Origin of the sequence: Curtobacterium sp. RIT-PI-V, from assembly GCF_025642935.1 — a bacterium.
Taxonomy (GTDB): domain Bacteria; phylum Actinomycetota; class Actinomycetes; order Actinomycetales; family Microbacteriaceae; genus Curtobacterium.
In genome coordinates this window covers 39476-65381 of sequence record NZ_JANZKM010000019.1, presented here as the reverse complement: position 1 = coordinate 65381, position 25906 = coordinate 39476, and the positions used below count along the sequence as shown (strand labels likewise).

Genomic DNA, 25906 nt, shown 5'->3' with positions numbered 1-25906 from the left:
CGCGCCGGGTTTCCTGGACGTCGACCAGGATCCGCGCGTTTGACTGATCCGACATGAAGTACATCCAGTACGACCGCTCCACGTTCCTGACGAGCGACGACGTCGCCGACGCCGTGATCGAGTACGCCGCAGCGCTCGCAGGCGGCAGCCGCGCGGATGCGATCGCGATCCCGACGGTGGCGGAGGACGGCACGATGACGACCACGAAGATGCTCATCGGCCCGTCGAGCGAGATCGTCGTCGTCGATGCGGACGACGACGAGCTCGAGGTCGAGAACGGCGAGTTCGTGGAACGTCTGCGGGCGGCGGCGCGGACGTTCGACCACCCCGAGACGATCCACGCCGACACCCGCTCGGACCTGACGGGCGACGGACCGGTCACCTGACCGCAGCGCGGTCGCTGCGGCCGTCACCGGCCGAGGTCGGTCGGGAACCTGCTGGCGTCGACCGCCAGGACCGCCTCGGTCCGTCGGCTCAGGTCAGCCAGGAACGCCCCGCCCTCGGGTTCCAGGTCGTCGTCCGGCGCCGGTTCCAGGGCGACCGCCACCGCTGGTGCGAGGAGCAGCTCCACCGTGCTGGCCGCGCCGAACTCGTCGGTCGTCGGAACCGACACGACGTCGCTCAACCGGCTCTGGTGCAGGGCGGCCGCGTACCGGATCACGGCGTCGGCCACGGCGTCGCCGGTCAGGACCCGGACGGCTCCCGCGTAGTCGACGTACTTCATCGGTGCTCCTCGTGACGAGGGGCACCCGCCGCGGTGACGGTTCCCTGATCCTGCTGGACAGTAGGCCGTGGTCGCCGGATGCGTCACAGACAGCGGACCCGGAGACGGCGCCGAGGGGTCTGTCCACTCCGCGCTGTCGCTCGGGATCCCGCTGGTAGCAACGAGGTGCGTGCCGCCACCCGTGCGGCGCGGGAAGGAAGCGACTCTTGACCGAGATCACCGCCCACCACGGGCTCTTCAAGGACACGAACCTGCACGTCGACGACACCGGCGGCTCCGGCCGCACCGTCGTCCTGATCCACGGCTGGCCGCTCTCCGGCGAGTCCTGGAGCAAGCAGGTCCCGGCGTTCGTCGACGCCGGACACCGCGTCGTCACCTACGACCGTCGCGGCTTCGGTCGCAGCGACAAGCCGAAGACCGGCTACGACTACGACCACCTGACCGAGGACCTGCACACGATCCTCACCGAGCTCGACCTGCGGGACGTCACCCTCGTCGGCTTCTCGATGGGCGGCGGCGAGGTCGCCCGCTACTTCTCGAAGTACGGCACCGAGCGGCTGCACAGCGTCGTCTTCGCCTCCGCCGTGCCGCCGTACCTGCTGCAGACGTCGGACAACCCGGACGGCCCGCTGCCGAAGGAGCAGGCGGCCGAGATGACCGCGGGCCTGACGAAGGACGAGGACGCGTTCTACGACCAGTTCACGACCGACTTCTTCTCGGTGGACGGCACCCTGGTCGTCTCCGAGGAGGACCGGCAGCAGGCTCTCACGCTCGCGAAGCAGGCGTCGAAGACCGCCGCGCTCGAGGCGATGGCGTCCTTCGCGAACACCGACTTCCGTGACGACCTGTCGAAGGTCACCGTGCCGACGCTCGTCATCCACGGCGACGGCGACGCGACCGTGCCGTTCGAGGGCTCGGGTGCCCGTACGCACGCCGCGATCGCCGGCTCCGAGCTGCACGTCGTGTCCGGTGGTCCGCACGGCGTCAACGTCAGCCACCCCGACGAGTGGAACCGCGTGGTGCTGGAGTTCCTCGCGAAGTAGCGCGGAACGCTCGGCGTCCGCGGCAGTGGGCGCGACCGACAGGCGGACGGGAGGCCCGTGGCGGATCCGCCACGGGCCTCCCGTCCGCCACGTGCGCGGGTCCAGGGCCCCACTCAGGCCGCGGGAGCCACCAGACCGGCGCGCCGGCGCAGGTCGAGCGCGGCCGCGACGAGCTCGCGGGTGCGCGGGTGCGCGTCCGCGTCGAACAGCCGCTCCGCGGGGCCCACGTCGACGACGCGACCGCCGTCGAAGACCGCGATGCGGTCGGCGACCCGGCGCACGACGGCGAGGTCGTGCGAGATGAACACGCAGGTCGTGCCGGTGGTGCGCTGCAGGTCGAGCACCAGGTCGAGGATCCGCGCCTGCACCGAGACGTCGAGGGCGGACGTCGGTTCGTCGCACACCACGAGCGGCACCGGACCGGCGAACGCCCGGGCGATGGCGACGCGCTGCTTCTGCCCGCCGGACAGCTGGGCGGGCCGGCGGTCGAGGACGTCGGCGGGCAGCCCGACACGCGCCGCGAGCTGTTCGGCGGTGCCGTCGCCGTGCAGCAGCCGGATCGCCCGTCCGAGCACCTGTCGGACCGTGCGCCGCGGGTTGAGCGAGGCGTCCGCGTTCTGGAACACGACCTGCACGGGTGGGGTACCGGTCGGCGTCTGGTCGCCGGCGTCCAGCGTGATCGTGCCGTCGTGTCGGACCAGTCCGGCGAGGGCTCGGCCGAAGGTCGTCTTGCCGGAGCCGGACTCCCCCACGACGCCCAGCACCTCACCGCGGCGCAGCTCGAGGTCGATGCCGTCGAGGGCGACGGCGCCGTCGTACTCCTTGCGGAGGCCCCTGATCGTCGCGAGCACGTCGTGCTGCGCGGTCTCGGCTGTCGTTCCCGCCTTGCCCGTCGTGATGTCGGGCAGGGCGTCGACGAGCTGCTTCGTGTACGGCTCGGTGGGGTGGAGCAGCACCTGGGCTGCGGCGCCCTCCTCGACGAGCACCCCGTGGCGGAGCACCCCGACCCGGCCGCAGTGCGCCGCGACCAGCGGCAGGTTGTGGCTGATGAGCAGGGTCGCGAAGCCGATCTCGGTCCGGAGCTCGTCGATGAGCGCCATGATGCCCGCCTCGACCGTGCTGTCCAGGCCCGTCGTGGGTTCGTCGAGCACGAGCAGGCGCGGACGGGCCACCAGGGCCATGGCGATCGCGACGCGCTGCTGCTGACCGCCGGACAGCTCGTGCGGGTACCGCACGCCGATCGTCGTCGGCGACGGCAGCCCGACGCGGGTGAACGCCTCGATCGTCGCGGTGTCCGCAGCCGCGCGGCCGGAGCCCGTGGCGCGCAGCACCTCGGCGACCTGGCGTCCGACCGTCATCGTCGGGTTGAGGGCGAGGCCGGGTTCCTGGTGGACGACCGCCACGACGTCGCGCCGGAACCGCCGCAGCCGCTCACCGCGCAGGGACGCGACGTCGACGCCGTCGACGACCAGCGCCGACGACTCGACGGCGGCGTCCGGGCCGAGCGACGCGGTCAGCGTGCCGGCCACGGTGCTCTTGCCGGAGCCGGACTCGCCCACGAGCCCGTACGAGCCACCGGGCTCGATCACGAACGCGACGTCGTCGACCACCCGGGTGCCGCGGTACGACACCGTGAGTCCCTCGACGCGGACCAGCGCGTCGGTCGTGCCGGCGGTCCGGAGCTGTTCGCTCACTCGGAGACCTCCTTGAGGTTGTCGGCGATCAGGTTCGCGGACACGACGATCGACGCCACGGCGACACCCGGGAACACGACCGTCCACCACGCGGCCTGCAGGTAGGCGCGGTTCGCGTTGATGTCGAGTCCCCAGTCGGCGGCCGGCGGTTGCGAACCGAGCCCGAGGAACGACAGCGACGCGGTGATGAAGATCGCGGCACCGAGGCTCAGGACCGCCTGGATCACGAAGACCCCGATCACGTTCGGCAGCAACTCGGTGACCATCGCCCGGACGGAGCTCTCGCCCTGCAGCCGTGCGGCCTGGACGTAGGACTTGCCCATCTCGACGAGCACCGCGGCCCGGACGATCCGCGCGATGCCCGGGGCGAAGAGCACGCCGACGATGAGGACGAGCGCGGGCGTCGACACCCCGAACGCACCGACGAGGACGACCAGGAAGATCAGGCTGGGCAACGCGAGCAGCACGTCGAAGAACCGCATCAGCGCGGTGTCGACCCAGCCGCGGTGGTAGCCGGCGAGCAGGCCCAGGGTGCCGCCGACGACGGTCGCCAGTGCCGCGCCGAACGGGCCGATGACGAGCGCCGGCCGGGCCCCGGCGGCGACGCGGGCGAAGACGTCGCGGCCGAGCGAGTCGGTGCCGAACCAGTGCGCCGCGCTCGGTGCCTGCAGGAGCTCGCCGGTGCGGGCGAAGGGCTGCAGGCCGAGCAGGTGCCAGCCCACGGCCAGGACGACCCACCAGAGCAGGATCGCCACGGAGACCAGGAACGTGGGACGCCGGAGCAGTCCGCGCCAGCCGCGGCGGGTGACCCGTGCGGTGCCCGTGGTGGCCGACGCCGGCGGACGCCCGGCCAGGGCATCGGTCTCGACGGCACCGGGGACGACGGCGGTCATGCGGTGGCCGTCCGTTCGAAGCGGATCCGGGGATCGACCACCACGAACAGCAGGTCGGTGAGCAGGAGCGCGCCGAGCGAGAGCGCCCCGGCGAGCATCACCCCGCTCTCGAGCAGCAGGGCGTCCTTGCGCTCGGCGGCCGACACGAGCAGCGCGCCGAGGCCCGGGTAGGAGAACAGGGTCTCGACGATGACGCTGCCGCCGAGCAGGGTGCCGAGGTAGATGCCGAGCACCGAGAACGTCGGGATGAGCGCGTTGCGGACGACGTGCCGGCGGACGACCTGGCCGGTGGTCAGGCCCTTGAGCACGGCGGTGCGGTGGAACTGCGACCGGATGGTCTCGATCGTCCCCGCACGCACCATCCGGGTCAGGACGGCGAGGTACGCCAGGGCGAGCACCACGGCGGGCAGCGTGAGCACCCGGAGCCGCTCGCCGAACCCGGCGTCGAGCGCGCCGGACGCCTGCACGGGCACCACCCGCAGCCAGACCGCGAAGACGAGCAGCAGCACGATCCCGACGACGAACTCCGGCACCGCCGAGATCGTCAGCAGCCCGACCGTGACGGCGCGGTCGGAGCGGCGACCCTGCCGGTACGCCTGCACGGCGCCCAGCGTGATCGCGACCGGCACCATGATGACGAACGCGTACGCGCCGAGCAGCAGGGAGTTTCCGAGGCGACCGAGCACCAGGTCGCGGACCGGCTCGGAGTAGACGAAGCTCGTGCCCCAGTCCCCCGTGACGAACCCGCCGATCCAGTGCAGGTACCGGGTGACGAGGGACCCGTCGAGCCCGTGATCGACGTTCCACGCGCGCACCTGCGCCGCCGTCGCGTACTGCCCGAGGGCGTTCCGGCCCGGGTCACCCGGCACGACCTGGACGAGCCAGAACGTCAGGACGGAGACCACGACCAGGACGAGCGGGATCTGGACGACCCGTTGCCCGACCAGGGTCAGCAGACGACGGCGGCGCGTGGTGCTCATGACGCGGTGACCCCGATGCCCCGGAAGTCGAAGCCGCCCGGGAAGTCCTGCCCCGACCGGAACGTGCCCGTGACGCGCTTCTGCAGCAGGATGCTGCTCGACGCGAACGCGGGGACGATCACGGGCAGGTCGGTCCACTCGATCTCCGCGATCTGGTTCGCCAGGTCCTGCCGCTCCGACTCGTCGGTCGTCGACTCGTACCGGTCGGTCAGCTGCTCGAGCTCCGGGCTCGAGTACTTGGACGCGTTCCAGACCGCGCCGTCGCGGTAGATCAGGTCGACGTACTGTGCGGGCAGGCGCTGCGCCCAGTTCGTGATCGTCACCGGGGCGTTCAGCCACGGGGTGTCGTCGCCGTCGGCGTAGTACTGCGCGCTCGTCAGCACCTCGAGGGTGACGTCGAACCCGCCGACCGCCTCGAGCTGCTGCTGCACCACCTGGGCGAGGGACTTCTCCGCGTCGAGCGTCGTGATCTCGAAGGACACGGTCGTGCCGCCGAGCAGGTCCGCGACCTTCGCCTTGTCCTGCTCGCGCTGTTCGAGCCCCTTCGGCTGGATCGCCGAACTCGGGAAGAACGTGGTGTCGTTGCCGACCTCGGCTGCGCCGCCGTAGACCGTCTTGACGATCTCCTCGCGGTCGAGCGCGAGGGCGAAGGCCTCACGGACCTTCGGGTCGTCGAACGGCGCCTTGGTGACGTCGAGGAAGATGCCGTCGAACTTGTTGAAGTACGGCTCGGTCTCGTTGTAGTCCGAGGCCTGCAGGGTCGACGACGCGGTCGGGCTGGCGGCGATCTGGTCGATCTCACCGCTCTGGAACGCGAGCAGCTGGGCCTGGTCGTCGGCGTAGAACTTCACGTCGACCTGCTGCAGCTCCACGTCCTTCGCGTCCCAGTAGTCGGGGTTCTTCGTGAACGTGGCGCCCTGACCCGCCGAGTACTTCGTCAGCACGAACTGCCCGGCGCCGACCGGCTGCTTGGCCCAGTTCGTCGACGCGTCGAAACCGGCCGGCTGGATGGTCGTGTTCGAGCCCGTGAGCAGGTACGGGAAGTCGGCGTACGGCTTGGCGAGCGTGAAGTCGATCGTCGAGGCACCGTCGGCGGCGACCGACTGCAGGATGCCGTCGAAGCTCGACTTGCCGGGCGACTGGCTGTCCTTGCCGATGATCGAGTCGAACGTCGCGACGACGTCCTTGCTCGTGAGCGCGGCACCGTCGGAGAACTGCAGGTCGTCGCGGAGCTGCACCGTCCAGGTGCGTCCGTCGGACGATGCCTTCCACGAGTCGGCCAGACGGCCCTCGAGCTTGCCCTTCGCGTCCTGGCTGAGCAGGCCCTCGGACGCCAGCCCCACGATGAACATCGCGTTGTAGTCCGAGGTGGTGAGCGGGTTGATCGTGCTGTCGGGCTCCTGGAGCCCGAGCGTGTAGGTGCCGGTGTCCGAGGATGATCCGGGCGAGGCGTCGCCGCCGGACGAGCACGCGGCGAGCGTGAGGGCGAGGGCGGACGCGGTGGCCGCGAGGGCGAGGCGCTTGAGGCGACGCCGCCGCGACGTGAGGTCGACGGTCACGGATGACTCCTAGGGGTTCGGGGTGCAGGGGTGCGGTGCTGGGAGGGGTGGAGCGGTCAGCGGTGCGCGCGGTCCGGCACCCGGGGGTGTCCGAAGCGCTCGCGCAGGGTGAGGTCGTCGTACGCCGTGGCGGTCCGGCCGCGGCGCTGCAGTTCCGGCACGACGTGGTCGACGAACCGGTCGATCCCGCCGGGCAGGTACGGGAACTGCACGATGAAGCCGTCGGCGCCACCGTCGTCGGCGAGCTCCTCGAACCGGTCGGCGATCTCCGGTCCGGTACCCGTCAGCAGGCTGCGGCGGTACGACCACGCGTAGACGTCGCGGGGCGTCGCCGGGCCGTCGGCGAGCAGCCGGTCGACCGCGGGCTTCGGCGAGCGGGTCTCGTTCGAGGTGTCGAACTCCTCGGCGTAGTCGAACGGCACGTCGACGTCGCGGCCGGACAGGTCCTGCCCGATCTGGTGCGACACGTCCTCGAGGATGAGGGCGTCCGGCGTCAGGGCGAGGATCGCGTCCGCCTCGGCTCGGGCATCGGCGGCGGTCTCCCCCACGACCGGCATCACCGACGGCATGATCTTCACCGCGTCGGCGGAGCGGCCGTGCCGGACGGCCCGGGCGCGCAGGTCGTCGACGAAGCGTCGGACGTCCGAGGTGGAGCCACCACGGGTGAACACCGCGTCGGCCGTGTCCGCGGCGAGTTCCAGCCCGGACTCGGACCCGCCGGCCTGGAACAGCAGCGGGTGGCCCTGCGGCGGCCGGGCGATGTTGAGCGGCCCGCGCACCCGGAAGAACTCGCCCTCGTGGTCGAGACGGTGCAGGCCGTCGCGGCGCGCGAAGACCCCGGACGCCGGGTCGGCCACGATCGCGTCGTCGTCCCAGCTGTCCAGCAGACCGTTCACGACGTCGACGAACTCGCGACCGCGCTCGTACCGCCGGGAGTGGTCGATGTGGGCGTCACCACCGAAGTTGCGGGCCTCTTCGTCGTAACGGCTCGTGACGAGGTTCCACGCGGCTCGCCCACCGCTGAGGTGGTCGAGCGAGGCGAGGGTCCTGGCCACGTGGTACGGCTCGTTGTACGTCGTCGACACGGTCGCGGCGAGGCCGATCCGCGACGTCACCTGGGACAGCGCGGCGAGCAGCGTGAACGGTTCGGGCCGCAGCGCACCGTAGTGGTCGACGCCCGACGGGTACCGGTCCCAGAAGTACAGGCCGTCGGCGAGGAAGATCGTGTCGAACACCCCGCGCTCGGCGGTCTGCGCGATGTGCCGGTGGTGCCGGATGCTCAGGTGCTCGGCGGGGCGCGAGGACGGGTGCCGCCACCCGGTGACGTGCGCGCCGCCCGGGTGGAAGGCGAACGCCCCCAGCAGGATGCGGCCGCTCATGCGCCCGCACCGCGTTCTGCGGGCTCTGGACGGGAGGCCCGACCAGCGTCACCGACGTCGGGTCCGGTGTCGGGCCTCCCGGCCTCCACGGCACCGTCTCGCGCCCGCAGCGTGTTCGCCGGGCGCGACAGTCCCAAGTGCTCCCGCAGGGTGTCGCCGCGGTAGGCGCGGTCGTACACACCTCGGCGTTCGAGCTCCGGCACGACCTGGTCGACGAACCGGTCGACGCTCACCGGGATCGACGAGAACGCGAGCATGTAGCCGTCGGCTGCGTCCTGCTCGTACCGCTCGGTCAGCCAGTCGGCGATCTGCTCGGGCGTGCCCGGCAGGAACCGCCGGCGCAGGATCGTCCGGTAGACCTCGCGCAGCGTGGTGGCCTCGGCGGCGATGCGGCGGATCGACTCGTACACGGACTTCGACTGGTTGATGGCCGTCTCGTCGAAGACGTGCTCGAACGGTGCGTCGAGCGGCCGGTCGGACAGGTCGGTCTGCAGGTAGTGGGACAGCAGGTCGAGCGAGACGCGGTCCGGGGTCAGCTCCTCGATCTCGTCGAGCTGCCGCAGCGCGTCGGCCTCGGTGTCGCCGATCACCGGCGACACCGCAGGCAGGATGAGCATCGACGACGCGTCACGTCCGTGCTCGACGGCGCGGCGCTTGTAGTCGGCGTACAGGGCCTGCGCGTCGGCGAGGTCGTCCTGCCAGAGGGTGAAGACGCCCTCGGCCTTCGCACCGGCCAGCGCACGGCCGGCCTCGGACGCCCCGGCCTGGAACAGCACCGGGTGGGCCTGCGGCGGACGGGCGATGTTGAGCGGCCCGCGCACGCGGAAGAACTCGCCCTCGTGGTCGAGCACGTGCAGTCCGTCGCGCTTCGCGAAGTACCCGGACTCCTGGTCGTACAGGAACGCGTCGTCGTCCCAGCTGTCCCAGAGGCCCTGCACGACGTCGACGAACTCGGCACCCCGGCGGTACCGGACGGCGTGGTCGAGGTTCGCGTCGCGACCGAAGTTCCAGGCCTCTTCGTCCGAGGCGCTCGTGACGAGGTTCCAGGCGGCCCGGCCCTCGCTCAGGTGGTCGATCGACGCCAGCTTGCGGGCCACGTGGTACGGCTCGTTGTAGGTGGTCGAGACCGTCGCGGCGAGCCCGATGTGCTCGGTCCGCTGCGACAGGGCACCGAGCAGGGTGAAGGGCTCGGTGCGGATGTTCACGGCGTGGTCGATGCCCGACGCGAAGCGGTCCCAGACGTACAGCTCGTCGGCGATGAACAGCGTCGCGAACCCACCGCGCTCGAGCGTCTGCGCGAACCGGACGTAGTACTCGACGTCCAGGTAGGCGTCCGGTTCGCTGCCCGGCAGGCGCCAGCTCGTGACGTGCTCGCCACCGGGGTAGAACACCATCCCGCCGAGCACCAGGCCGCCGTCGCGGGTCATGCCGTCACCGCCTGGTGCGCCAGGACGGCGCCGACCTGCGGGGCCACCTGTTCGGCGAACAGCGCGAGGGCGTCCGTCCGTGCACCGACGTCGGCGTAGCCGTCGTCGACCTGCACGTTGAGCTGCGTCGCGTACCGCGAGTACGGCTTCGACGCGATCGACTCCGCGATGTCGTCGGCCGTGCCGTAGTGCAGGTTGAGCGATGCGGCCTTCTCGGCCAGGGTCGTCGCCGGCGGCAGGAACGACTCGCCCCACGCGTACTTCGCCTCGATGCCGGCACGCGCCTCGCGCAATGCGGTCTCGCGGTCCGGGGCCGGGTAGATCGCCGTCGAGAGTGCGACGCGGGGAACGGCGTCGTCCGGCAGCGCGGCGTAGTAGGCGTCCGCGGTGACCTCGGCCGGCACGGTCTGCGTGGTGCCGATCAGCACCCCGTGCCCCCGACGGGCGGCGATGGCGGCGCTCTCGGCGCTGAGCGTGGCGTCCCAGATCCGGTCGAGCAGCCCGCTGCCGTCCGGGTTGAGGCGTGCGGTCCCCGTGCCGAGTGACGCACCGCGCAGCGCGTCGAGCAGCCGTGCGAGCTGCTCGTCGAACGCTGCACGACGGGTGTCGTGGTCGGCGCCGACCAGACCGGGCGCGAAGACGTCGAGGCTCTCCGGGCCGCCACCGTTCGCGACGCCGAGTTCCACGCGGCCGTCGCTGATCGCGTCGAGGACGGCGGCGTCCTCGGCGACCCGGACCGGGTCCTCGTGCGGCAGCGTGACCGCGCCGAGCCCGAGTCGCAGGCTGGATGTCCGTTCAGCGAGGGCGGCGAAGAAGACGAACGGGGACGGTAGTCCGCCGCGAGCCGGTGCGTCGTCGTGCCGGAAGTGGAACTGGCGGACCCAGGCCCCGTCGTACCCGAGGCGTTCCGCCGCGGTGAACAGCTCGAGCTCCTCGCGGTAGGCCCGGGTCGCCGCCGGCGCCTCGGTGCCGTGCGAGAACACCGCGATCCGCAGCGGCACCGTGGCCGCGCGGGCGGTGCGTTCGACGTGCGTCATGCAACACTCCCTCGTCAGTGGAGCGATGCAAACACGAGCGAGCGACGCGCACGAGTGTCGACGTAACGCAGCGCAGTGATTCGTCACGGAACGTAGGAGAGCGCGCGCAGCTCGGGACAGGAGCATGATCACCGCTCTTGTGCCCGGAGCAGGACCGACGTAGCTTTGCGGCAGCTGCCCCGGACCCCGGTTGCCGGAACTCCTGTGTTCCTCGAGACGATCAGGGATCTTCACCGTGCCGCAGCAATCCGTCGACGAGACGTCATCCGCGAACACCACCGCGCAGACCACCGTCACCGCGGTGGCACCGGTCCGCCTGGAAGCGTCGGCGTCCTCGCCCGAACAGGCCCTCGAGCAGTTGCCGGGCCTCGTGACGGGCACCGCCTGGCAGACCCGGCCGACGACCGGCGCGTACTCGTTCCGGTACCTGGCCGTCGGTGACGGCAACGTGACGCTCCGCCGGTCGCAGATGCGCGGGTACGTCCGTGGCATCGTGGCCCCCGACGACGCGTACGTCGTCGTCCTGGTGCTCGGCGGTGTCGTCTCGCTCGACCTGCTCCGCGGCGGTGGAGCGGTCGACAACGGCACCCCCGCACTGATGCCCACCGAACGACGCGCCGTGGTCGAGGCCCGCAACCACGACGCGGTCATGGTCCACCTCGACCGCGCCTTCGTCCGCTCCGTCGCCGAGGAGCGCCACGGCCTGCCCTCGGGCGGCCTGCACCTCGACGAGCACACCGCACCGACCGCGGACGCCGTCACCCGGTGGCGTCAGGTCCTCGAGTCCGCGCGGCGGGTGCTCGCCGAGCACGGTGTCGCGACGACCGCGTGGTCGGACGCCACACGCGCCGTGGCCGTCGCGTTCCTCGCCCTCTACCCGCCGAAGGCCGCCGAACCGTCGAGCGCCCTGTGGGCACCGCGGAACGCCCGCATCCGCCGCGCGGTCGACCACGTGCACGAGCACGCCGCGGAACCCATCGCCGTGTCGGACCTCGCGGCCGTGTCCGGATTGAGCGTCCGCGCCGTGCAGGAGTCGTTCCAGCGGCTGTTCGGGATGCCGCCGTCTGCGTACGTCCGCTACGTCCGGCTGCAGCGGGTCCGTGGCGACCTGCTCCGCCTGGACGCCGCCAGCAGCTCGGTCAGCGAGGTCGCCCGGCGCTGGGGCTTCGCGCACCTCGGCCGGTTCTCCGCCGAGTACACGACCCGCTACGGGGAGTACCCGAAGACGACGCTGCACCGCTGACCGGCCGGACGCACCTGGGTCGCTGTGCACCGACCGTCGCCTACCGTCCCGGCCATGTCCCCGCGAACGAAGTCCACCGCCGCGCTGTTCGGTGCCGCCACCATCGCCTTCCTGCTGACCGGCTGCGACCCCGGCGGAGCCCAGAACCCGAACCCCGTCGGGCAGCTCCCCGGTTCCGAGGAGAAGTCGCAGGCCGCCGAGTGCGACCTCGCCTCGGGTGCCGCGGTCGACCTCATCGCGGACGCCGTCGGCCCGGACGACACCGTCACCGCCGCCAACATCCAGAAGGGCGACGGCGGCTGGTACCTCGGCGCCACCATCATGTCGAAGGGCGACGACGACACGAACGAGGACGACGAGGAGGACGCCGTGTCGGTCTGGGCGAGCACCGCCGACCCGACCGCCGACGACTTCGACGGGCCGCTCTACGCCGTCAACGACACCGCGCAGGACGCGGTGTCGGACACCGCCGCGACCGCGGCGCCGAACTCCTTCAGCGACGACTCGCAGCTCGCGCAGCAGGTCGAGGACTGCGTCGACGGCGAGACCGACGGCTGATCCTGCCACGCGCCCTGGGCAGGGCCGACGGGCGGACGGGAGGCGCGGGGCGGGCCCGGACCGCGCCTCCCGTCCGTCAGGTCGTCCCGTCCACCGCCCTGGCGGACGTCACGCAGGCGGTGTCGCGTCGAGCGCGATGACCGCGACCTGGACCACCGCGTCGTCCGGCATGTCCGGGTAGTAGTTGGCGCGCAGCTGTCGAGCAAAGTCGACCATGTCGGTGTCGGCCGGCTGGTGCGCCGCCCGAGGGGTGAGCTCCGCCAGGCGGTGGTCGGTCACCTCGGTGACCCGGCCGGCCAACGGGCTCGCCGAGGGGTGCTCGTCGAAGACGAACACCGCGGGGCCGGTGCGGACGTCCTCGTTCCAGCGCACCGTCGTGACCTTGTCGCCGCGGTGGACGGCGTCGTGGTGCTTCTGGTGGAAGTGGATCGTCTGGGGCACGGATCAAGTCTGGTCGATGTCAACCAGGTCCGCGTGCCGCGCGGCGTAGGCCGTCGCACGGCGGATCCGGCGGAGCGTCAGCGGGACGATCCAGACGAGCACCGCCACCATGAGCACGAGGAACACCGGCGGCAGGATCCCGAGGTCGCCGCGGATCCACGTCGACACCATCTGGAACGCGAGCGCCGTGTAGAGCAAGCCGATGTACACGAGCTGGAACCGCAGCGCGAGTGGGACAACCGTGGCGTACCGGACGACGCCGACCTGGTCAGCCGGTTCGAGCGGCAAGTCCGCGCCGCGGAGCACGATCTTCGAGAACCGGCGGAGCCGACCGAGGTCGTGGCCGGCGGACGCCCGCAAGAGCCCGTTCAACGGCAGCGACTGGAGCAGGGCCGCGAACGCGGTCGCAGTGAAGACCAGCTGGCCGGCGAGGAAGGCCGCCTGGGTGAGTCCAGCGGGGTCGTCCCCGGTGAAGGCGGCCAGGACCACCACGCCGATCGTCACGACGACGATGGACACGCCGAAGGTCACCGCGATCACCACGATCGTGTGGCGGAGTTCGGCCGGTCCGAACCGGTAGCCGACCGGGTACGCCGACGGCGACGGCTCCGTGCGCCGGAACAGCGCACCGAGTGGCCGCGCGATCACCAGCAGCACCGCCGCTCCCCCGATCAGCACGACCGGCACCCAGACCGGCGCGCCGGCCGAGACCGACGCGAGCACAACGACCACCGCACCCGCCACGTCCACGGCGACCACGCCCAGCAGCCACCATCGCAGGTACCGGGAACTGTCCGTGGACGACCGGTGGTCCCAGTAGCCCGCCAACGACCCGACCACCGCAGGTCCGACGACGAACATCGGGATGCTGACGCTCACCGCGATGATCAGGACGTCCGAAACGTCGCTGAGTTCGAACACCGCCAGCAGGGTGCCCCCGAGGGTGAGCGCCGTGATCAGCACGATGAGCAGGACGTAGCTCAGGACCCGCATGGGGTGACTCCTCTTCCGGCAGGACGACGCCTCCCAGTGCATCCTGGCCGAGCTCCGACGGGCCGGCCCACATCGTGCGGAGAACCGCAGCACGTCAGGTCGGCGAGGTCGCCGTCCCTACGCTGAGGACATGGCGCATCTGCGAGCGGTCGGGTTCGACCTCGACGGGACGCTGTTCGACCACCGTGGCGCAGCGACCGCCGGTGCCGCCCGGTTCCTCGAGTCGCTCGACGTGCCCGCCTCGGCGTTCGCCATCGCCCGCTGGTTCGCCGCCGAGACCGAGCAGTTCGAGCGGTGGCGAGCCGGGCAGATCAGCTTCCCCGAGCAGCGGCGCGAACGGCTCCGGGCCGTCCTGCCCGCGCTCGGCGTGCCGATGCCCGCCGACGACGGGGGGCTGGACGAGCTCTTCGACGCCTACCGGCGCCAGTACGAGGCATCGTGGCGCGCGTACCCGGGGAGCATGCCGCTCCTGCGGACGCTCCGTCTCCAGGGGTACCGCATCGGCGTGCTGACGAACGGCACCGAGACGCAGCAGGTCGACAAACTGCGCCGGACCGGCCTGCTCGACGCGGTCGACGTCGTGTGCACCTCGGAGCGGATCGGCGTGCAGAAGCCGGACCGTCGAGCGTTCGAGACCCTGTCCGCCGAACTCGGCGTCGAGCCGAGCGGCTGCTTGTTCGTCGGGGACAGTGTCGCGCACGACGTGGAGGCGGCCCGGTCCGCCGGGATGCACGGGCTGTTGATCGACCACGAGGCCCAGGACGGCCCCGACATGGAGGCCCTGGTGCTCACGGCGCTCGCCGACCGCCGCGGGTGACGTGGCCGCTCGGCGGCTCGGCCACTCGGCCGCTCGGCGGCGGCAAGCGGCCGTAGAGTGCACCATGACCCAAACACCGGCAGCATCGCCGCTGCTGCACCTCGGGGTGCTGGCCGAGTCGCGGAAACCCGACGAACGCCGCCTCCCGATCCATCCCGCCCACTTCGAGCGCATCGACCCAGACCTGCGCGCGAACATCATCCTGGAACGTGGGTACGGTCGCCGCTTCGGCGTCACGGACGACCACCTCGAAGCCCTCGTCGGCGCCATGGCGGACCGAGACGAGCTCATCGCCGCGTCGGACGTCGTCCTGCTGCCCACGCCCCAGGTGTCCGACCTCGAGGACCTGCGGGACGGACAGGTCCTGTGGGGCTGGCCGCACTGCGTGCAGGACCCCGCCCTCACCCAGGTCGCGATCGACAAGCGCCTGACCCTCATCGCGTGGGAGTCGATGAACCACTGGCGGTCGGACGGCGGGTTCAGCCTGCACGTGTTCCACAAGAACAACGAGCTCGCGGGCTACTGCTCGGTCATCCACGCCCTGCAGCTCTGTGGTTCCACCGGGGACTACGGCCGCCGCCTCACCGCGGTCGTGATCGGCTTCGGGGCCACCGCCCGCGGTGCCGTCACCGCGCTGAACGCCCACGGGATCCACGACGTCCGCGTCCTGACCAACCGCGACATCGCGGCCGTGGGGTCGCCGATCCCCTCCGTCGACATGCTGCAGATCAGCCAGGACGACCACGACCCCAGCGGCAACACGGTGAAGACCGAGGACGGTCCGGTGCCGCTGGCGCCGTACCTGGCCGAGAACGACATCGTCGTCAATTGCACGCTCCAGGACCCGAACGCTCCGCTCACGTACCTGCGCACCGAGGACCTGGGCGTGTTCCGTCCGGGCAGCCTCATCGTCGACGTCTCGATCGACGTGGGGATGGGGTTCGAGTGGGCGCAGGCGACGACCTTCGCGGAACCGATGACCACCGTCGGCGAGAGCACGAACTACTACGCGGTCGACCACAGCCCGTCGCTGCTCTGGAACTCGACGACGTGGGAGATCAGCGAGGCACTCATGCCGTTCCTCCGACCGGTCATGGAGGGCACGTCGGCGTGGGCCGACTCGGACACGATCCGACGCGCCGTCGAGATCGAGGACGGCCACGTGCGCAACCCGGCGATCCTCGCGTTCCAGGGGCGCTCGGACGAGTACCCGCACGTGGTGGGCGGCTGACGCGGGCGCTGGTCGGGCGCTGGTCGGCGCTCACCCGATGCGGAACGACGAGGTCGACGTCGTGCGACAACGGCATTGTCGTACCGCGTCGGCGGTGCTCACCGGAGCGCCGCAGCAGCCTCCCGCAGCTCGGCGAACGCTGCGAGCGCATGACCCGCGAGTCCGTCGTCATCAGCGCGTGCCGCACCGGCCCACCGGTCGAACCCCTGCTTGAAGGCGAGCACGCCCATCTCGCTCGCGAGCCGGGCCGTCGGTTCCGCGACCCCGCGCTCGATGAGCGCATCGGTCATCGCGGCGGCCATCCCGACGCTCTTCAGGGCATCGCGCTCCTGCAGCTCGGCGCTCGCGGCGACCGCGGCCTTGAGTCGCGGTCCCAGCTCACGGTTCATCGGACCCATCTCGCCCGATGCACGTTCGAGCCCAGCGGCGACGGCGTCGAGCGGTGAACGTTCGGGCGCTGCGTCGGTGATCCCCTCGGACAACAAGCGGCTCAGCGTCTCCTGCCCGGCGACGAGCAGTTCGCGCTTGTCCGGGAAGTGTCGGAAGAAGGTGCTCTTCGTGACCCCCGCTCGCTCGGCGATCTGCGTCACGGTCGTCTCGTCGTACCCCTGTTCGGAGAACAGGTCGACGGCGGCCAGGACCAGCCGTTCCCGAGCTCCCGGTTCCCATCGCGCCATGGGAGCATCCTACGGGACGGGACAATTGTCTCATCACGGGTGTACGGTGACGAGACACTTGTCCCATCACTGGAGGATCCCATGCGCGTCTTCATCACCGGCGGCACCGGCACCATCGGAACGGCCGTCATCGCCGAGCTCATCGCCGCAGGCCACAGCATCACTGCGCTCGCCCGCTCGGAACGCTCAGCTGCAGCCCTCACCGCGGCGGGAGCCGAACCGGTCCGGGGCGGCCTCAGCGAGCTCGACGTCCTCCGTGCCGGTGCGCGCGCCGCCGACGGCGTCGTCAGCCTCGCGTTCTCGAACGACTTCAGCTCGCCGGAGGCCCTGACCCGGGGCATCGCCGAGGAAGCGGCTGCGATGGCCGTACTCGGCGAGGAACTCGTCGGCTCCGACCGCCCGTTCGTCGTCGTGTCCGGCACGCCGTGGGTCCCGGGCAGGGCGTCGACCGAGGCCGACCCTCTGCCCCTCGAGGGACCGGTCGCCGGCCGCGCCCGATCGGTCCTCGCCGCGCTCGAGCTCGCGGAGCGCGGCGTCCGGGTGTCCGCGATCCGCCTGCCGCGGACCGTGCACGCCGACGGCGCGGGCGGCTTCGCGGGCATCCTCACCGAGACAGCCCGAGGCAGCGGTGTGGCCGGGTACCCCGGAGACGGCGAACAGCGCTGGCCCGCCGTGCACGCTCGGGACGCCGCCGTGCTCTTCCGGCTGGCACTGGAGGTCGCACCGGCCGGCACGGCCTGGCACGCCGTGGCCGACGAGGGCGACCGGGTGCGCGACCTCACCGAGGTGATCGGCCGACGGCTCGGACTGCCGGTCGAGCGCGTCGCGGACGTGACGTTCGGGGCGTTCGCCCCGATCTTCGTGATGGACCAGCCGGCGTCGAGCGAGCACACGCGTCGCACGCTCGGTTGGGAGCCGGTCCACGAATCGCTGCTGGCGGACCTGGAACACGTCGAGCGCTGACGTCGCGCCCTGGGCGCGACCGAGGGACGGATAGGAGGCGAGGTGCGGGCCCGCACCGTGCCTCCCGTCCGCCGTCGGCGCGCGTGACCTGCCCCGCCTCGGTCCCGCGGACCAGTGCGGTCGGTCAGGCGGTGCGGTCGGTCAGGCGGTGCGGTCGGTCAGGCGATGCGGTCAGTTCCCCCACACGAAGAACGCGATGACCCCGCCGATCAGGACCGCGCCGACCGGGACGAGGTACACCCAGTCGTGACGGATGGGACCCTGTCCGGGCTGGTGGTCGCGCTGGAACGGCGCGACCGGGTTCCCACTCGTTCCCGGCAAGGAGTCGACGGAGTGCTGTCGGACCGGCTCGTGTCGTCGGCTGTTCATCGGACCCCCGTGATCGCGTCTGCGGTGGGCTCTGGCGGGCTCGAACCGCCGACCACTTCGGTGTAAACGAAGTGCTCTACCAACTGAGCTAAGAGCCCGCGACACGATCCTAGAGGTCGATCCCCCGTATCGTTGCGCTGGACAGCCCGTCCGCTGGCCAGTTCAGCGCTCGACTTCATTTCGCCGATAGTAAGCCGTACACTTAACCCATGTCCGACGAGTCCGTCTACGCCGTGATCCTCGACCTCGTCGACTCACGCACGCTCGACGACCGCCCCGCCGCACAGCGCGATGTCGAGCAGGCGTTCCGCGAGACGACCGACGTCACCCCGGTGGACCCGGTGCACGCGACCGTCGGCGACGAGTTCCAGGTCATCTACGCCACGCTCACCGACGCACTCGTCGCCAGCACCGCCGCGATGCTCGCGCTGCCACCGACGGTGCAGGTCCGGCTCGGGATGGGGCGCGGGGCGGTGCACACGGTGGGGTCCGGCGCGAGCGGTCCGCTCCAGGACGGCCCGGCGTGGTGGTCCGCCCGCGACGCCATCAACGAGACGCACCGCCGTGAAGACGGCCGGACGTCCTTCCTCCGGTCGTGGTTCCACGCGTCCGACGACCGCAACGGCACCGAGGAGCGACTCGTGAACGCCTACTTCCTCAGCCGCGACCACGTCATCGCCCGCCTGACGCCCCGGGCCAGACGCATCGCGCTCGGCCTCGTCCAGGGGCGGACCCAGGCACAGATCGCCGCAGCCGAGGGGATCACCCCGTCAGCGGTGTCCCAGTCGGTGCAGAAGTCGGGTGCGGTCGCGATCGTCGAGGGCCTCCGGGTCCTCGTGGGACAGGAACGCTGATGCTCGCCGGGATCCTCCTCGCACTCATCGGTCTTGGCGACGTCGTCCGGGCCCGCACCGCTGTCGACGTGCACCGGCAGCGCACGCTGACCACCATCGCGGTCGTCGTGCTGTGGGCCGGGGTGTCCGCCGTGGCGTGGCTCGGTCTCGGAGTCCCCGTGTGGAGTGTCCTCGTCACGGTGGTGCTCGCGGCGGCGTGGATCGCTGCGACGGCGCCGGTCCGAGCCGGTGCCGGGACCGCCGACGACGACCGTGACGCGCCGACGACCCGGGGGTGGCTGCGGCGGTCCGGGTCCTGGCCCGCGGTCCTGCTCGCCGTCGCCGTCGCCGTGCTGCTGCTCTGGGGGCCACTGCCCGACGGCACGGGCTTCGTGGTCGACTGGCACGACGGCTCGGGTATGGCGTTCGTCGACGCCGTTCCGCTCGCCGCCGTCGTGGGCGGTGTCGGCTCGGCGCTGTTCCTCGTCGACTCCGCGAACGTGGTCGTCGCCCAGGCACTCCCGCCGGGACTGCAGCGCGGAGCCGTCACGGGCGCCGAGGCCGACGACCTCCGACGCCGGTTCGGGCGACGCCGACGCTCCGACGCCGACGCCGACGCGTCCGGGGGCAGCACGGTGCGCCTCAAGGGCGGACGCCTGATCGGCCCGATCGAACGGCTGCTGCTGGCCGGGTTCGCGGTGACGGGAGCCTTCCCGGTGGTCGCCGCACTGATCGCGGCCAAGGGCATCGTCCGGTTCCCCGAGATCCGACGCGAGACGACCGGCTACCAGGCGGAGTACTTCCTGATCGGCAGCCTGGTGAGCTGGGCGATGGCCTTCGCCGCCGCCGGCATGTGCTGGCTCCTGGCGCACAGCTGACCGCGCGGAGCCCGTCGCGTCTGCCCGCCCGTCCATCGGTCGGTCGGTCCCCGAGGTTCCGAAATCTCGGCATCTCGCGGCCTCGCGCAAGCAGCCGTGGAACCTCGGCGATGAGCGCACGGCGAGTCGTGGAACCTCGGCGCAGCAGGTCCGCCCGGCATCGGGGCGCTTCGGAGCAGCGTCAGGCCGCGCGGCGGGCCCGACCCTCGACCTGGCGTTGGACGAACGCCTGTCGGAGTCGCTCGAACAGCACGGCCGGACGCCCGGTGTCGGCAGCTGTCGCGTGGATGACGATCCAGCCGTTCACCGCGAACCCGTTCGACCGGCGTTGATCGTGTTGGAAGGTCCGGCGGTCACGGTGGTGGTCGCCGTCGTACTCGAGCGCGATCCGGAGCGTCGGCCACGCGAGGTCTGCTCGGCCGAGGAACGAACCACGGTCGTCCACGACGTCGACGTTCACCTCGGGTTCCGGGAACCCGGCGTCGACCACTCCGAGCCGGAGACGGGTCTCCATCGGTGACTCGACTCCTGTCCGCACCTTGTCCAGCGCCGCTCGTGCTCGTCGTGCCGAACGACTCCCCGCAACGACCGCGGCCGCCAGTCCGTCGATGGTGGCGAGGCCGCTCGGGCCGACGAGGTGGTCGCCGAGGATGACGAGTTCGACCGGGGTGAGCAGCGATGCTGACTCGAACCACGCGCGTGCCGGCGGGCTGACCGGGATGCCACGGACGAGATCCGGTCGGAAGCCCTCGACGCGCGTCCGGTGCGGGATGACCTGGGGCCTGCGCATGATCGGCGCGGTCCCGATCGCCGTCACGTGCACGAGCTCGTCGTCGAGACGCGACGGCAGCGGGGCTCCCCAAAGCCGAGACGCCGTGGTGTGGCTGACGAACTGGTCGCTCCGGAGGACGACGGCGATCGCTTCGACGACCGTCACGGGCACGTCCGCTCCGACGCGGACACCATGGACCGGAGCCTTGAGGTCGCGACGGGTCAACCGTGACGGTTTCGCTCCGGCGGCGATGGCCTGCCGCACGAGGAACGGCCTCGGCAGGTCGTCGTCTCGTGCTCGGCTCCCCATGACGAGAGCATCGCGTACGAGGCGCCGGACCCGACCACAGTCGGACGGATCTGTGGAGAACGACATGGGACGGGCCTCCAGTCCGAACCCGAAGGACGCGGTGAGGTTCCAGGACATGCCGCGCGACGATCGCCGAGGTGCCGATCCCGAGCGAACGGGGCCACGAGATGCCGAGATTTCGGAACCTCGGGGCGCACCCGCACCCGTACCCGAGAACCCCGGGGGTGGCGGGTACCCTCTCCCTCGTGAACGGTGCCGGTGTCCTCGACGAATCCGGGCGGCTGCGGCTCCTCGGCTCCGGGGTGACGGGTGCCGCGTTCGCGGTCGTCCTCGTCATGCTCGTGCTGTCGTCCTTCACCGAGGCGACCACCACCGTCCTGGTCTCGGTCGGCATCCCGTCCGCGGCGGCGGGTGCCGCGATCGCCGTGTACCTGCAGCTCCGAGCGTGGCGCGCCGAGGGCGGGTACGAGCGTTCGATCGCGGTGCGCGAGTGGATCGCCGACGGGCAGGTGCCGTACGGCGTGCCAGCCGAACTCTGGATCCCGCTCGTGCAGGCGCAGGCCGACCGCGAAGGAGCCGGCTGGGGCAAGGTCGTCCTCGGCACGCTGTGGATCGCGATGACGTGGTCGATGCGTGACCAGCACGACGCCCTCATCACGACGATGTTGATCCTGCTCTGGGCCGGCATGGTCCTGTGGGCGGCGGTGTGGGTGATCCCCCGCGCTCGAGCGGCCCGCGCGCTGCTCCGCCGCGGCGTCTCCACGATCGGCTGAGCGACCGCGCGAAACCATCGGCTGAGCGACCGCGCGAAACCATCGGCTGAGCGACCGCCGGAACCCACTGACTACGCTCGGCGGCATGCAGAGTCGCACCCTCGGTCGCACCGGCCGCGAAGTCTCCCCCATCGGTCTCGGTACGTGGCAGTTCGGCGGTGACTGGGGTCCGGTGAGCGAAGCGGACGCGAACGCCGTGATGGACGCCTCGGTCGAGTCCGGCGTCACGCTCTTCGACACCGCCGACGTGTACGGCGACGGTCGCAGCGAGCAGCTCATCGGTTCGTGGCGCGCATCGAACCCCGACGTGCCGCTGACGGTCACGACGAAGATGGGTCGCCGTGCCGAGCAGGTCCCGGCGAACTACGTCGCGGCGAACTTCCGCGAGTGGGTCGACCGCTCCCGCACGAACCTGCGACAGGACACGCTTGACCTGGTGCAGCTGCACTGCCCGCCGTCCGAGGTCATCGGCGACGACGCCGTGTACGACTCACTCGACGCGCTGGTCGCGGACGGCTCGGTCGCCGCCTACGGCGTCAGCGTCGAGACGACCGACCAGGCACTCGCCGCGATCGCCCGGCCCGGCGTCGCGAGCGTCCAGATCATCCTCAACGCGTTCCGGCTCAAGCCGCTCGACCGCGTGCTGCCGGCAGCCCTGGAGGCAGGGGTCGGCATCCTCGCGCGCGTCCCGTTGGCCTCGGGGTTGCTGTCCGGCAAGTACACGACGGAGACGTCGTTCGCCGAGGGCGACCACCGCAACTACAACCGCCACGGCGAGGCCTTCGACCAGGGCGAGACGTTCAGCGGTGTGGACTACGACGACGGTGTGCGCGCGGCGCAGACCTTCGCCGCGTCGCTGCCGGACGCCGTCTCGGTGCCGCAGGCGGCGCTCGCCTGGGTCATCGCGCAGGACGGCGTGACCGCGGCGATCCCCGGTGCCCGCAACCCGGAGCAGGCCCGGTCGAACGCGGCGGCTGGCGACCTGCCGGAGATCGACGGCCTGGACGCCACGGTGCGCGACCTCTACGACACGTGGTTCCGCGCCACGGTCCACGACCGCTGGTGAGGACCCGCGTCGTCGCGGTCGCGGTGGCCGCACTCCTGCTGCTGTCGGGCTGTGCCGCGCCGGGAGCGGGGACGTCGCGCGACGCCCCGCCGTGGCCACGGCCGACCGACCTGTCCGCCCGCGCCGACGCGGCGGGCCTGCGGAACGTGTGGGGCGAGCGGCTCGCCGAGCACGTCCACACCCACCTGACGATCCTCGACGGTGACACCCCGGTGACGGTCCCGGCGAACATCGGGCACTCGGACCGGGGGAAGTTCGCCGCCGAGATCCACACGCACGACACCTCGGGCATCGTGCACGTCGAGTCGCCCACGGAACAGTCGTTCACGCTCGGTCAGTTCTTCGACGAGTGGGGCGTCTCGCTCGGTCCGGAACACGTCGGCGGCCTGCGCGGCGAGCTCACCGTGTGGGTGGACGGGCGCCGGACGATCGGGAACCCGCGCTCGATCGAGCTGACGAACCGGCGCGAGGTCGTCCTGACCGTCACGACGATCGGCGAGGTTCCGCGCCTGCCGGCACCGTTCGACTGGCCGCCGCAGTACGGCTAGCGCGAACGGTGCGAGGTCCCGTCCCCGGTGCGCCCCGCCGGGAGTCGCACCGAAGACGGAACCTCGCACCGCACCGCACCGAACCGCTCAGGCCTCCTTCGGCGCGACCCACGCCAGGTCGAGCTCCCACTGCTCGACGGAGCCGGCCGGCAACTGCCACACGTACTCGTTCTTGAGCTTCTTGCCGTCCTCACGGAACGGGCCGGTGCGGTACGGGTAGAACGCCACCGTCGGCAGCGTGCCGGGCGGCGCGGTGCGGATCGCGTTCGAGAAGTCCTTGTTCAGCCGCCGCAGTTCGGCGATGACCGCGGGGCGCGCCGCGTCCGAGTCGAAGGACCCGGCGCCCGCAGCGAGCTGGAACGCGATGTGCAGCTGTCGGTCGCCCCGGTCGTCCTCGTAGCTGATGAGCCGGTGGTTCTCGACGGCCTCGAGCAGCTCCGGGTCGCCGTAGACCACGTCGCGCACGACGTCGGGTGCCACGACCGCGCCGTTGTAGTCGACGGACAGGTCGGACCGGCCGTAGTGGAACAGCAACGGCAGGTCGAGCTCGGCGGCGTCGGCGAGCTCGTCGAAGCCGTGTGCGCGGAGCGTCTGCCGCAGGGAACGCATCCGGACGACGTGCCCGCGGTCGTGGATGTTGTAGCGGATCCGCGGGCTGATGTTCTCGGATCGGGTGATGGTCACGACGAGCTCACCGAGGTCGTTCGTCTCGATCAGGTACCCGAACGGGTTGAACTGGAACACCATCGGCAGCACGCCGTACTCGGCCTGCTTCGTCAGCGCGGCGGAGAGCTCGGGCGACGCCGCGATCGCCCGGCGCAGCTGCACGCTGAACGGCGTCTCGATGCCGAGGTTGATCTCGAGGTCGCTCGCTCCGTACGACCCGAGGACGGCCTGCGCGTACTGCTCGATGTGGGCGCGCATGTTCTCGCTGATGCCCTCGCCACCGAACGCCGCGACGATCGTGTACTCGCTCCAGTCGAGCCGGTCGTCCTCGAACAGCGCCTTCAGGAACGGCGGGTAGCTGCAGATGATGTACGTGAAGTCGGTGCCGAACTCGCGCATCGTCTGCACGATCTTGTCGCGGTCCGGCCCGATCGACTTGATCATCGACGACTCGGTGAGCGACGCCGTCACGTTCATGCCCGTGGCCCACGCCCCGAGCGAGAACGCGTTGAGCACGAACGGCTGCTTCGGCAGGTCCTTCGCGGTGCGCGAGAACCCGAGCTGCAGCAGTTGCCGCGTGGCCTGCCGTTCGTCGGGACCGCGCACCCAGCTGGTCGGCGTGCCGCTCGACCCGCTCGACTCGTCGACGACGACCCCGCGTCGCGGCAGCCGTCCGTCGACGCACCGCTCGGGGATGCTCCACCGCTTGACGTACGACTCCTTGTCCATCTCGGGCAGCCCCGAGATCGCTGCGGCGATCCCGCCACGCGTGTCCAGACGGGAGGCCCGCCCCGCCTCCGCCAGGAACGCCCCGTACGCAGGCACCCGCTTCGCAGCCCGCTCCACGGTCCGCCAGGCACGCCAGCGTCCGAGGGTCCAGCGGAGCGGCTCGATACCCGGCGTGAGCAGGAGCTTGTGGGTGCCCACGCGCGGCATGAACAGTGCCACGAAGGTCTCGACGACCCACACGACCGTGAAGACCGCCGCGCGCTTCACCGTGCACCCCCGAGCGTCATCGCGGCCGCGGGTCTGCGGTGCGCCAGGGGCGGTGGCGCGCTGTGTCCGAAGCGGAACAGCATCCACGCCATCCGGCCGTCGGACTCGTCGACGCCGGCCCGCCGGACGAAGGCGGCGTGCGACCGGGGGTTCGTGATCACGGTGCCGAACGGGTGCAGGGCGATCCCCCGCGCGGTGAACTCGAGCCAGATCCGCATGAACACCCGGCCGGCCTCGACGTACTCGGCCGGCGTGCGGAACGGCCCTTCGAGCCAGCCGAGCTGCCGGACGCCGCGCATCGTCGACAGGTACACGCGCTTGAAGACCCCGCCGACGCCGGGTGCTTCCCACAGCCCGCGGTGCTCCATCGCGAACCGGAGCACCGGGCCGGGCATGAGCATGGTCTCGGCCGACAGCCCGTCGCCGGTGGTCGCCGCCTGCCGCTTCGAGAACCGCAGCCAGTGCAGGATCTCGTCGTGCACGGCGTCGTGCTGCAGGTCGTCGAACAGGGTCTCCTGGTTGACCCGCACGATCTCGTCGACGGTCGCCCGGTCGGACGTGGTGCGGAAGCGCTGACCGGCTGCCGTCGCGATGGCGGACGCGGCCTCGATCGCGGCGTCGTCCACCAGGGTGGCGTCGTACGGCCTGCGTGAGGTGCGCCGCGCGAGGAAGCGGGCCAGGGCCTCCCGGTCGTCCGCCGTGACCGCCCGCGGACGCAGGCGCACGCTGCCCAAGCGGTGCAGGTGGTCGTCGGCCGCGCCGTCCAGCCGGCCGAAGTCCATCTCGGCGTGGTCGAGCCGTTCCTGCACGGTGAAGCCGTGCGCCCGGGCGACGACCTCGAGCCCGGCCAGGAACACCCCCGCGCAGACGTGCCCGAACGGGATGCCGAAGGACTCTGCCGGCAGCCCCCGCCGCAGGTCGTAGAACACGGTCGCGGTGCGGTCGTCCTCGACGCGCACGACGATCGGTTGCGAGTTGTGCGGCGACGGGTAGTGTCGCGCGTCCTCGATGATGCCGGTCCACGGTGATGCCATCGG

27 protein-coding genes and 1 tRNA gene are annotated in these 25906 nt (G+C 71.5%); 12 read left to right on the top strand and 16 right to left on the bottom strand.

Translation table 11 applies throughout. The features are described 5' to 3' along the window. Positions 1 to 53 precede the first annotated feature (53 nt). The gene (locus OGL88_RS12560; protein WP_263091594.1) at positions 54 to 386 is read left to right on the top strand and encodes a hypothetical protein; all 333 of its coding nucleotides are present in this window, start codon (positions 54 to 56) and stop codon (positions 384 to 386) included. 23 nt (positions 387 to 409) lie between these two features. Here OGL88_RS12560 and OGL88_RS12555 read toward each other — a convergent pair whose 3' ends face one another. Continuing rightward, positions 410 to 724 (bottom strand): hypothetical protein, encoded by a 315-nt coding sequence (locus tag OGL88_RS12555; protein WP_263091593.1) that lies wholly within the window; start codon positions 722 to 724, stop codon positions 410 to 412. A 206-nt stretch (positions 725 to 930) separates the two neighbouring features. On the opposite strand from OGL88_RS12555, the gene OGL88_RS12550 reads away from it, so the two are divergent. Beyond that, complete coding sequence (locus tag OGL88_RS12550) at positions 931 to 1767, top strand: alpha/beta fold hydrolase (RefSeq protein ID WP_263091592.1); 837 nt, start codon at positions 931 to 933, stop codon at positions 1765 to 1767. A gap of 113 nt (positions 1768 to 1880) precedes the next feature. On the opposite strand, the gene OGL88_RS12545 is transcribed toward OGL88_RS12550, so the two are convergent. The 7 genes from OGL88_RS12545 to OGL88_RS12515 are packed head-to-tail and all read right to left on the bottom strand — an operon-like array spanning position 1881 to position 10736. Continuing rightward, positions 1881 to 3461, bottom strand: coding sequence for an ATP-binding cassette domain-containing protein (locus OGL88_RS12545; RefSeq protein ID WP_263091591.1), 1581 nt, complete (start codon positions 3459 to 3461; stop codon positions 1881 to 1883). Beyond that, the gene (locus tag OGL88_RS12540; protein WP_263091590.1) at positions 3458 to 4354 is read right to left on the bottom strand and encodes an ABC transporter permease; all 897 of its coding nucleotides are present in this window, start codon (positions 4352 to 4354) and stop codon (positions 3458 to 3460) included. Before OGL88_RS12540 ends, OGL88_RS12545 begins: the two co-directional genes overlap by 4 nt. Continuing rightward, positions 4351 to 5334 (bottom strand): ABC transporter permease, encoded by a 984-nt coding sequence (locus OGL88_RS12535; RefSeq protein WP_263091589.1) that lies wholly within the window; start codon positions 5332 to 5334, stop codon positions 4351 to 4353. The genes OGL88_RS12540 and OGL88_RS12535 overlap by 4 nt, the downstream gene beginning before the upstream one ends. Next, positions 5331 to 6893, bottom strand: coding sequence for an ABC transporter substrate-binding protein (locus tag OGL88_RS12530; protein WP_263091588.1), 1563 nt, complete (start codon positions 6891 to 6893; stop codon positions 5331 to 5333). The genes OGL88_RS12535 and OGL88_RS12530 overlap by 4 nt, the downstream gene beginning before the upstream one ends. Positions 6894 to 6949: 56 nt before the next feature. After that, a complete protein-coding gene (locus OGL88_RS12525) occupies positions 6950 to 8272 on the bottom strand; it encodes an NtaA/DmoA family FMN-dependent monooxygenase (RefSeq protein WP_263091587.1) in 1323 nt (440 codons plus the stop codon). Then, the gene (locus OGL88_RS12520; RefSeq protein ID WP_263091586.1) at positions 8269 to 9699 is read right to left on the bottom strand and encodes an LLM class flavin-dependent oxidoreductase; all 1431 of its coding nucleotides are present in this window, start codon (positions 9697 to 9699) and stop codon (positions 8269 to 8271) included. The genes OGL88_RS12525 and OGL88_RS12520 overlap by 4 nt, the downstream gene beginning before the upstream one ends. Next, complete coding sequence (locus tag OGL88_RS12515) at positions 9696 to 10736, bottom strand: LLM class flavin-dependent oxidoreductase (RefSeq protein ID WP_263091585.1); 1041 nt, start codon at positions 10734 to 10736, stop codon at positions 9696 to 9698. Before OGL88_RS12515 ends, OGL88_RS12520 begins: the two co-directional genes overlap by 4 nt. 235 nt (positions 10737 to 10971) lie before the next feature. Between OGL88_RS12515 and OGL88_RS18075 the strand changes: the two genes are divergently transcribed. Next, positions 10972 to 11979, top strand: a complete 1008-nt coding sequence (locus tag OGL88_RS18075) for a helix-turn-helix transcriptional regulator (protein ID WP_263091584.1) — start codon at positions 10972 to 10974, stop codon at positions 11977 to 11979. Positions 11980 to 12033: 54 nt separating this feature from the next. Continuing rightward, a complete protein-coding gene (locus OGL88_RS12505; RefSeq protein WP_263091583.1) occupies positions 12034 to 12537 on the top strand; it encodes a hypothetical protein in 504 nt (167 codons plus the stop codon). A gap of 108 nt (positions 12538 to 12645) precedes the next feature. On the opposite strand, the gene OGL88_RS12500 is transcribed toward OGL88_RS12505, so the two are convergent. Both OGL88_RS12500 and OGL88_RS12495 read right to left on the bottom strand, forming a co-directional pair. Next, positions 12646 to 12978, bottom strand: coding sequence for an ASCH domain-containing protein (locus OGL88_RS12500; RefSeq protein ID WP_263091582.1), 333 nt, complete (start codon positions 12976 to 12978; stop codon positions 12646 to 12648). Between the two features lie 3 nt (positions 12979 to 12981). Continuing rightward, on the bottom strand, positions 12982 to 13971 hold the full coding sequence (locus OGL88_RS12495; RefSeq protein ID WP_263091581.1) for a hypothetical protein: 990 nt from the start codon (positions 13969 to 13971) through the stop codon (positions 12982 to 12984). A gap of 130 nt (positions 13972 to 14101) precedes the next feature. Between OGL88_RS12495 and OGL88_RS12490 the strand changes: the two genes are divergently transcribed. Next, on the top strand, positions 14102 to 14788 hold the full coding sequence (locus OGL88_RS12490) for an HAD family hydrolase (RefSeq protein ID WP_263091580.1): 687 nt from the start codon (positions 14102 to 14104) through the stop codon (positions 14786 to 14788). Positions 14789 to 14852: 64 nt separating this feature from the next. After that, the gene (locus OGL88_RS12485; protein ID WP_263091579.1) at positions 14853 to 16019 is read left to right on the top strand and encodes a N(5)-(carboxyethyl)ornithine synthase; all 1167 of its coding nucleotides are present in this window, start codon (positions 14853 to 14855) and stop codon (positions 16017 to 16019) included. A gap of 98 nt (positions 16020 to 16117) precedes the next feature. Here OGL88_RS12485 and OGL88_RS12480 read toward each other — a convergent pair whose 3' ends face one another. Continuing rightward, positions 16118 to 16696 (bottom strand): TetR/AcrR family transcriptional regulator, encoded by a 579-nt coding sequence (locus tag OGL88_RS12480; protein ID WP_123292596.1) that lies wholly within the window; start codon positions 16694 to 16696, stop codon positions 16118 to 16120. A gap of 81 nt (positions 16697 to 16777) precedes the next feature. Between OGL88_RS12480 and OGL88_RS12475 the strand changes: the two genes are divergently transcribed. Continuing rightward, complete coding sequence (locus OGL88_RS12475; protein WP_263091578.1) at positions 16778 to 17659, top strand: NAD-dependent epimerase/dehydratase family protein; 882 nt, start codon at positions 16778 to 16780, stop codon at positions 17657 to 17659. A 171-nt stretch (positions 17660 to 17830) separates the two neighbouring features. Here the strand turns inward: OGL88_RS12475 and OGL88_RS12470 are convergent, their stop codons facing one another. Both OGL88_RS12470 and OGL88_RS12465 read right to left on the bottom strand, forming a co-directional pair. Next, on the bottom strand, positions 17831 to 18028 hold the full coding sequence (locus OGL88_RS12470) for a hypothetical protein (protein WP_205462265.1): 198 nt from the start codon (positions 18026 to 18028) through the stop codon (positions 17831 to 17833). A gap of 25 nt (positions 18029 to 18053) precedes the next feature. Then, positions 18054 to 18126 (bottom strand) — tRNA-Val (locus OGL88_RS12465). A 111-nt stretch (positions 18127 to 18237) separates the two neighbouring features. On the opposite strand from OGL88_RS12465, the gene OGL88_RS12460 reads away from it, so the two are divergent. Both OGL88_RS12460 and OGL88_RS12455 read left to right on the top strand, forming a co-directional pair. Beyond that, positions 18238 to 18882 carry a SatD family protein gene (locus tag OGL88_RS12460; protein ID WP_263091577.1) on the top strand — a complete coding sequence of 215 codons (645 nt, stop codon included), beginning with the start codon at positions 18238 to 18240 and terminating at the stop codon, positions 18880 to 18882. Beyond that, entirely contained in the window at positions 18882 to 19739 is an 858-nt protein-coding gene (locus OGL88_RS12455) for a hypothetical protein (protein WP_263091576.1), read from the top strand. Before OGL88_RS12460 ends, OGL88_RS12455 begins: the two co-directional genes overlap by 1 nt. Positions 19740 to 19920: 181 nt before the next feature. Here OGL88_RS12455 and OGL88_RS12450 read toward each other — a convergent pair whose 3' ends face one another. Then, positions 19921 to 20676, bottom strand: a complete 756-nt coding sequence (locus OGL88_RS12450) for a hypothetical protein (RefSeq protein WP_263091575.1) — start codon at positions 20674 to 20676, stop codon at positions 19921 to 19923. Between the two features lie 389 nt (positions 20677 to 21065). Here OGL88_RS12450 and OGL88_RS12445 point away from each other — a divergent pair, with 389 nt between their 5' ends. The 3 genes from OGL88_RS12445 (at position 21066) to OGL88_RS12435 (ending at position 23207) form a co-directional block, all read left to right on the top strand. After that, positions 21066 to 21593 carry a hypothetical protein gene (locus OGL88_RS12445; RefSeq protein WP_205462262.1) on the top strand — a complete coding sequence of 176 codons (528 nt, stop codon included), beginning with the start codon at positions 21066 to 21068 and terminating at the stop codon, positions 21591 to 21593. Positions 21594 to 21678: 85 nt separating this feature from the next. Then, positions 21679 to 22659 carry an aldo/keto reductase gene (locus tag OGL88_RS12440; RefSeq protein WP_263091574.1) on the top strand — a complete coding sequence of 327 codons (981 nt, stop codon included), beginning with the start codon at positions 21679 to 21681 and terminating at the stop codon, positions 22657 to 22659. Further along, positions 22656 to 23207, top strand: coding sequence for a hypothetical protein (locus OGL88_RS12435; RefSeq protein ID WP_263091573.1), 552 nt, complete (start codon positions 22656 to 22658; stop codon positions 23205 to 23207). The genes OGL88_RS12440 and OGL88_RS12435 overlap by 4 nt, the downstream gene beginning before the upstream one ends. A gap of 87 nt (positions 23208 to 23294) precedes the next feature. Here the strand turns inward: OGL88_RS12435 and OGL88_RS12430 are convergent, their stop codons facing one another. After that, positions 23295 to 24869: a phenylacetate--CoA ligase family protein gene (locus tag OGL88_RS12430; RefSeq protein ID WP_263091572.1), complete on the bottom strand. Its 1575-nt coding sequence runs from the start codon at positions 24867 to 24869 to the stop codon at positions 23295 to 23297. Beyond that, the gene (locus tag OGL88_RS12425) at positions 24866 to 25903 is read right to left on the bottom strand and encodes a hypothetical protein (protein ID WP_263091571.1); all 1038 of its coding nucleotides are present in this window, start codon (positions 25901 to 25903) and stop codon (positions 24866 to 24868) included. The genes OGL88_RS12430 and OGL88_RS12425 overlap by 4 nt, the downstream gene beginning before the upstream one ends. Positions 25904 to 25906 lie beyond the last annotated feature (3 nt).